The sequence below is a fragment of the Bradyrhizobium sp. UFLA01-814 genome (assembly GCF_046718885.1).
Classification (GTDB): Bacteria; Pseudomonadota; Alphaproteobacteria; order Rhizobiales; family Xanthobacteraceae; genus Bradyrhizobium; species Bradyrhizobium elkanii.
The window spans coordinates 19,859-27,106 of record NZ_JAQOSR010000127.1; the positions used below are offsets into that span (position 1 = coordinate 19,859).

The following is a 7,248-nucleotide window of genomic DNA, read 5'->3' on the forward strand; positions in this document are numbered from 1 at the left end:
GGGATGGTGCGCTAGCACCAGACCCGGAATCTCGAGATTCCGGGTTCGATGTTTCACATCGCCCCGGAATGACGGAAACTACAACGGCGCGGCGCTCTCGCCGCGCGCGCTCGACAGTTTCGAGGCGAACGAGGCGACCACGATGATCACGGCGATCAGCGCGATCACCAGCGTGCAGATTGCGTTGATCTCGGGCTTCACGCCGAGCCGGACCTCGGAATAGATCCGGATCGGCAGCGTCGCCGAGCCCGGGCCGGTGGTGAAGCTCGCGATCACGACGTCGTCGAGCGACAGCGTGAAAGCCAGCATCCAGCCGGCGACGATCGCCGGCACGATCAGCGGCAGCGTCACCAGGAGGAACGCCCGCACCGGATCGCAGCCGAGGTCCATCGCAGCCTCTTCCAGGCTGCGGTCGAGCGTGGCGAGGCGCGACTGCACCACGACCGTGACGAAGCACATCGTCAGCGTGGTGTGGGCGATCGTCACCGTCAAGAAGCCGCGCTCGGCATTGAGCGCCACGAACAAGAGCAGCAGCGACAGGCCGGAGATCACCTCCGGCATCACCAGCGGCGAATACAGCATGCCGGAGAACAGTGCCCGCCCCCGGAACCGCTCGCCGCGCGCCAGCCCGACCGCCGCCAGCGTGCCCAGCAGTGTCGCCAGCGTCGCCGACACCGCGGCGACCGACAGGCTCATCCACGCCGCCTCCAGCATGGCGCGGTCGCCAAAGAACTCGCGGTACCAGCGCAGCGACCAGCCGCCCCACACCATCACCAGCCGCGAGGCGTTGAACGAGTAGATCACGAGGATGACGATCGGCAGATAGAGGAACGCCAGCCCGAGCGCCAGCGACGTCATGTTGAAGCGGGTGAGCCTGGTGACGGTGCGCGCCATCAGCGGCCCGCCTCCAGCTGACGCCGTTGCAGGCGGTCGTAGAGCACGAGCGGCGGCACCAGCAGCAGCAACAGCGCGATCGCGGCGGCTGACGCCACCGGCCAATCCTTGTTGGTGAAGAACTCGAGCCACAGCGTCTGCCCGATCATCAGCGAGTTGGAGCCGGCGAGCAGATCGGGGATCACGAACTCGCCGACAACAGGGATGAAGCAGAGCAGCGCGCCGGCGCCGACGCCGGGCAGTGACAGCGGGAACGTTACCAGCCAGAACGCCTGTAGCGGCGAGGCGCCGAGATCGCCCGCGGCCTCCAGCAGCGACGCGTCCATCCTGGAGAGCGTCGCATAGAGCGGCAGGATCATGAACGGCAGATAGGAATACACGATGCCGAGATACATCGCGCTGTCGGTCGACAGCCAGACCACCGGCGCGGACACGATATGCAGCGCCAGCAGCACCTGGTTGAGCAGGCCGTCATGCTGCAGGATGTTGATCCAGGCATAGATGCGGATCAGGAATGAGGTCCAGAACGGCACGATGACCAGCATCATCGCGACGCCCTGCCAGCGCTGTGGCAACCGCGCCATGCCGTAGGCAATGGGATAACCGATCAGGAGCAGGATCAGCGTCGAGCTCATCGCGACGACGAGGCTGCGCAGATAGGACAGGATGTAGAGATTGTCCGATATCAGCAGGCGGAAATTGTCGAACGACAATTGTGCGAACGCCGCGGCCAGCGCCGCGCGGCCCTCGGTGAAATCGAACACCGGCGTATAGGGCGGCTGCGCGATCGCGGTCTGCGACAGGCTGATCTTCAGCACGAAGCCGAACGGCACCAGGAAGAACAGCACCATCCACAGATAGGGAGCGATCGCGGCGAGCCGCGCCGGCCGGGCGAAGATGCGGCGCGCGCTCATTGCTCGAGCACCAGGCAATCGTCGGCGGTGAACCATGCCACCACGCGCTGGCCGGCGAGATAGGCATCGACATCGAGCCGCGCGGTGTTGGCCATCGACGAGCGCACCACCGCGCCCGTCTCCAGCTTCACCCGGTAGCTGGTCACGCCGCCGAGATAGTTGACGTCGGTGACGACGCCCTCCAGCCGGTTGATCGCCTGCGATGCTCCCTCATCCATTGCCGGCGCGCGGCGCGACAGCTTCACCTTCTCGGGGCGGATCGCGACGGCAACGACCTGCCTGGTCACCGGCGGCCACAGCTCGCTGACCGCCAGCTTGCCCGCATCAGCGGTCGCGACCGTCAGGCGCCCATTCTCGCGGGACGTGACCTCGCCGTTGAACAGATTGATGTCGCCGACGAACTCGGCGATCCAGCGCGAGGCCGGCGCCTCGTAGAGATTGCGCGGGGTTGCGACCTGAACCAGACGGCCGGCATCCATCACCCCGATGCGGCCGGCCATCGTCATCGCCTCCTCCTGATCGTGGGTGACAATGATGAAGGTCATACCGAGCCGGCGCTGCAGTTCCATCAATTCGGCCTGCGTGCTCTCGCGCAGCTTCTTGTCGAGCGCGGCAAGCGGCTCATCGAGCAGCAGCACCTGCGGCCGGCGCGCCAGCGAGCGCGCCAACGCGACGCGCTGCCGCTGGCCGCCGGAGAGCTGGTCGGGCTTGCGCTTCTCCATCCCCTCGAGCTTGACCAGCGCCACCATCTCGGCGACGCGCGCGGCGATATCGCCGCGTGCCATGCCGGCGCGCTTCAGCCCGAAGGCAATGTTGTCGCGCACCGACAGATGCGGGAACAGCGCGTAGTTCTGGAACATCATGTTGACGGGCCGCTCATGCGGCAGCACCTGCGCGATGTCGCTGCCGCCGAGCAGGATGCGGCCCTCGTCCGGCGTCTCGAAGCCGGCGAGCATGCGCAGCAGCGTGGTCTTGCCGCAGCCGCTCGGGCCGAGCAGCGCGAAGAATTCGCCGGCTCGGATATCGAGCGAGAGCTTGTCGACCGCGCGAAAATTGCCGAACGACTTGGCGACACCCTCGATCCGCAGCAGCGGCATGTCCGAGACGGCCGGTTCAGGCAACGACCTTGCCGCCTCCGCACTCGCTTCGCCCGATGTCACGTCCGTCAGCCCCGATTCCCCGTAAGGTCAGATTCTTGCGGCAAGCTAGCGGCGGATCGCCACCGGCTCAACCGCCTCACGGACATCTCCCGCAATATTGTCGGCGTCCGCGCCTCTGCTAGACTTCGCAGCCAAGTTCGGGAGGGCAACCGATGATTCACGACCGCTACGGCCTGCCGCTGACGACGAACTCGGACCGCGCCGCCGCTTATTATATCGACGGCGTCGATCGCATGCTGGCGGCGCTGCATGGCGCCGATGCGGCGTTCGAGGCGGCGATCGCCGAGGACCCCGATTTCGCGATGGCCCATATCGGCCGTGCCCGCGTCCACCAGCTCAACATGGAGGGCGCCAAGGCCCGCGCCAAGGCGGCCGATGCACGGCAGCTGGCCGCGGCCGCCAGCCCGCGCGAGCGCCACCACATCGGGATCATGGCGTCCGTGATCGAGAGCCAGCCAAAGAAGGCGGTGACAGAAGCCGAACGGCATCTCACCGAATATCCGCGCGATGCGCAGATACTCTCGCTGTTGCTCGGCGCCTTCGGCCTCTATGCCTTCTCCGGCCGGTCCGACCATGACGCCGCGCGGCTCGCAATCTCCGAACGTTACGCCAGCGACTATGGCGACGATTGGTGGTTCCTCACCTATCTCGGCTGGTCGAAGACCGAGGCCGGCGATGTCGTGTCCGGCCGCGCCATCACCGAGCGCGGCTATGCGCTGAAGCCGGAGAACGCCGGTGCCGCGCACGCCGTCGCGCATGCGCTGTTCGAGCAGGGCGACGCGGCGGAAGGCCGCAGCTTCCTCTCCGCCTGGCTGCCGGCGAATGATCGCACCAGCTTCCTGCAGGGCCATCTCGCCTGGCACCTCGCCTTGATCGCAATCGAGGAAGGCGACGCCGACAGCGCGCTCGACATTTACGAGCAGCACATCAAGCCGGCGGGCCGGCCCTATCCGCCGCTCAATATCTTCACCGACACGGCCTCGCTGCTGTGGCGGCTGACGGTCGCCGGCAAGACCGGCCTCGAGCAGCACTGGAAGGATGTCGCCGTCTATGGCGACGGCTATTTCCCGAAGGCCGGCGCGCATTTCGCCGACGTGCACCACGCGCTGGTCGCAGCGACGACGAACAACGACGCGCTCGAGGCGCGGCTGGTCGAGATGGCGGCGCGCGACGCCGACGGCAGGCTGGCGCCCGGCCCTGCGGCGATCGGGCTTGGCCGCGGGATCGCGGCGTTCGCCGCTGGCGATCACGACGACGCCGTGCGCATCCTTGCGCCGCTGATGCCCGAACTGGTGCGGATCGGCGGCAGCCATGCGCAACGCGAATTGTGGGAGGATACCTTCATCGTCGCGTGCCTGCGCGCCGGCCAGGGCCGGCAGGCAACAAGCCTGATCTCGGAGCGGCTGCATCGCCGTCCGTCCCGGCGCGACCTCGCCTGGTCACAGGAGGCGGCGCAGCAATAGCCGCTGCTGGAGCTCTTCTCCTTCCCCCTCAAAACAGGGTAATCGCATTTGGAATGAACCGATTCTTCCGCGCCGTCATGGCCGGGCTTGTCCCGGCCATCCACGTCTTTTCTTCGCGTGGAAACGGAGACGTGGATGCCCGGGACAAGCCCGGGCATGACGAGTTTGTGGGAACTCCGAATCCCCACCCGCTTTGCTCTGGCGAGCAAAGCGACCTCCCCTTTTCAAGGGGAGGTTTGAAGCGAACTCAATCCATCTTCGCCATGAACGTCGCAAGCGCGTCGCGATCGGCTTGCGGCATGGTCAGCCCGAGCTTGGAGCGGCGCCACAGGATATCGTCGGGAAAGCGCGCCCATTCCTTGCGCATGAGGTAGCGCACCTCGGCGCCGGTCAGTTCGGGACCGAAGGCCGGGCCGAGATCGGCCTTCTCTTTGGCGTCGCCCAAAATGTCCTTCACATTCAACCCATAGGCGGCCACCAGCCGCCGCGCCGGCGCCTCGCCGAGGAAGCGCCAGCGGTCGCGGGCGATGTCGACCTCGGTCTCGAAGCGCTGCCACGCGAACTCGCCGCCCGGCAGCGGCGCCGTTGCGGTCCAGCGCGGTGTCATCGGATAGAACCGCGTGAACTCCGACACTGCCCGCTCGGCGCGGCGCCGCGCGGTGGTGACGTCGCCGCCGAAGGTCGTGAGCAGCGGCGCCTTGCCGCGCCTGATATCGAGCAGCGCTGCGCCATCGCTCATGTGCCGGCGCGCGGGCGCGATCACGGAATTGGCGCCGGAGACGGTCCGCAGCACATCCACTGGAGCGATCTGTTCGCGAAAGTAGCGATTGGCGGCGTCGCAGAGATAGGCCTCCTCGCGCACGCCCATCGCGACAACCGCCGGATCACCCTTGAAGGGATGACTGACGCTGCCGATCAGGGTGAAGTCGCGCTCGTAGGGACTGGCGAAGATCAGCCGGCCGTCAGGGTTCTGAAACACATAAACGTTGTCGCAGTCGAACAGGCGGCGCACCACGATCTGGCTGATCTGCACGGTCGCAAGCTGCGGCGTGGACACGCGCAGCACGATGTCGGCGACCGAGGCGGTCCACGCGCCGGTCGCATTGACCAGCGCCCGCGCCGTGATCGCCCGCCGGTAGCCGCGGTCGATCGCGACCAGCTGCCAGGTCTCGCCGCGCTCGGCCCGGGTCACGCGCGCGCCGGTGCGGATATCGGCGCCGCGCGCTGCGGCATCGACGGCGGTGAGCACGACGAGCCGGGAATCGTCGACGACGCAGTCGGAATATTCGAACGCGGTTCCGAACGGCCGCTTCAGCGCATTGCCGACCGGATGGTGGGTGACATCGAGCGTCGCCGAGCGCGGCAGACCGCTGCGCGAAGTCAGCCGTTCGTAGAGCAGCAGCAACGACCGCAGCTGCCACGGCGGCCGCTCCTCGGCATGCGCCGGGATCACGAAGCGTACCGGCCGCACCAGATGCGGCGCGATGCGCAGCAACACGTCGCGTTCCCTCAGTGCCCTGCGGACGCGGAAGAACTCCCGCCGTTCCAGCCCGGCCAGATCGCCATGGACCAGCCGCGGCGAAGCCTGCGATGCGCCGGAACCGATATCGCCCTGTTCCAGCAGGATCACGCGCAGGCCGCGGCCGGCGGCATCACGGGCAATGCTCGTGCCGTTCAGGCCACCGCCGATGATCGCGACGTCATAGTCCGCCATGGGCAACGCCTATCGCATTTTCATGCGAACAAAAGACGGGTTCGCACGAAAAATGCGTCAAGGCGCGGCGCTGAACTACATGATGTCGGGGTGAATCACGGCACACTCACCTCTCCCGCTTGCGGGGGCGAGCGTACGCTTGCACGATTTCGGAATATTGGAATAATGCCCCTGAGTTGCCCGACGTGTCAAGTAGCCTGCTCGAATGCCGGCCGCCGCCGGCTACTTTGCATGGGGTTGTTTTCGATATTTTGGCAGCGCTCCTCCTGCGACGGCCCCGCAAACGGGAGAGGCACACCGTCTTCGCGACGGCGATCCAATCTGACTCCATCACCCGCTAGTCCGCACCGGCCGCGGCAAAGAACTGTTCCGGTCCATCGACCTCGATCAGCTTCCTGCCTTCGATCACCCAGAACCGGTTGGCCACCGTGCGCACGAACCGGCGATCGTGCGACACCAGGAGGCAGCTGGCCTGCTGTTCCATCAATTCGTCCTCCAGCGCCTCCTGGCCCTCGATATCGAGGTGGTTGGTCGGCTCGTCGAGCAGATAGAAGTTCGGCTGGGTGAGCCGCAGCACCAGCATGCCGAGGCGGGCCTTCTGCCCGCCCGACAGCCGCCCGATCGGACGGCCCTGCATCTCGATCGAGAGCCCGGCGCCGGCGAGCAAGCCGCGCGCCCGCTGATCACCGACCTCGAAGCGCCGCGTCAGCATGCGCATCGGCGTGTCGCTATCGGCAAGATCGGCCAGCGCCTGGTCGCAATAGCCAAGCACCAATGACTCGGTGGCCCGGATCTCGGCCGCTGCCGCTGCGGCATTCTCGATCGCCAGCCGCAGCGCCGCGACGAACCGGGTCTTGCCGGCGCCATTCGGCCCGAGCAGCGCAATCCGGTCGCCCTTGCAGATGAACTGCTGGCCGGTCCTGAACAACAGCCTGCCGTCGGGCGTGGCGATCCCGGCGTTGTTCAGCCTGATCAGAACCTTGGCATGGGTGTCGCGGTTGGTGAGCCGGATCGTTCCGGCCGAGCGTTCCTGATGCGCGGGCTTCGCCGTCTCCTCCAGTCTCTCGGCGCGCTGCTTCAATTGCCTGGTCTTCGACAGCAAA

The 7,248-nt window shown here is 66.8% G+C and carries 6 protein-coding genes; 1 reads left to right on the forward strand and 5 read right to left on the reverse strand.

All coding sequences use genetic code 11. The features are described from left to right. Positions 1 to 78 precede the first annotated feature (78 nt). Genes PMN64_RS30715 through PMN64_RS30725 form a run of 3 tightly spaced genes read right to left on the reverse strand, consistent with a single transcriptional unit; the run spans position 79 to position 2,977 of the window. Positions 79 to 894, reverse strand: a complete 816-nt coding sequence (locus PMN64_RS30715; protein WP_411783370.1) for an ABC transporter permease — start codon at positions 892 to 894, stop codon at positions 79 to 81. Further along, complete coding sequence (locus PMN64_RS30720; RefSeq protein ID WP_411783372.1) at positions 894 to 1,808, reverse strand: ABC transporter permease; 915 nt, start codon at positions 1,806 to 1,808, stop codon at positions 894 to 896. Before PMN64_RS30720 ends, PMN64_RS30715 begins: the two co-directional genes overlap by 1 nt. Continuing rightward, entirely contained in the window at positions 1,805 to 2,977 is a 1,173-nt protein-coding gene (locus PMN64_RS30725) for an ABC transporter ATP-binding protein (RefSeq protein WP_411783379.1), read from the reverse strand. The genes PMN64_RS30720 and PMN64_RS30725 overlap by 4 nt, the downstream gene beginning before the upstream one ends. A 143-nt stretch (positions 2,978 to 3,120) precedes the next feature. On the opposite strand from PMN64_RS30725, the gene PMN64_RS30730 reads away from it, so the two are divergent. Further along, positions 3,121 to 4,431, forward strand: coding sequence for a tetratricopeptide repeat protein (locus PMN64_RS30730; RefSeq protein WP_411783373.1), 1,311 nt, complete (start codon positions 3,121 to 3,123; stop codon positions 4,429 to 4,431). Between the two features lie 247 nt (positions 4,432 to 4,678). On the opposite strand, the gene PMN64_RS30735 is transcribed toward PMN64_RS30730, so the two are convergent. Both PMN64_RS30735 and PMN64_RS30740 read right to left on the reverse strand, forming a co-directional pair. Next, positions 4,679 to 6,145, reverse strand: coding sequence for a glycerol-3-phosphate dehydrogenase (locus tag PMN64_RS30735; RefSeq protein ID WP_411783375.1), 1,467 nt, complete (start codon positions 6,143 to 6,145; stop codon positions 4,679 to 4,681). A 337-nt stretch (positions 6,146 to 6,482) separates the two neighbouring features. Further along, positions 6,483 to 7,248, reverse strand: a 766-nt coding sequence (locus tag PMN64_RS30740) for an ATP-binding cassette domain-containing protein (RefSeq protein ID WP_411783377.1), incomplete at its 5' end; no start/stop codon positions are given.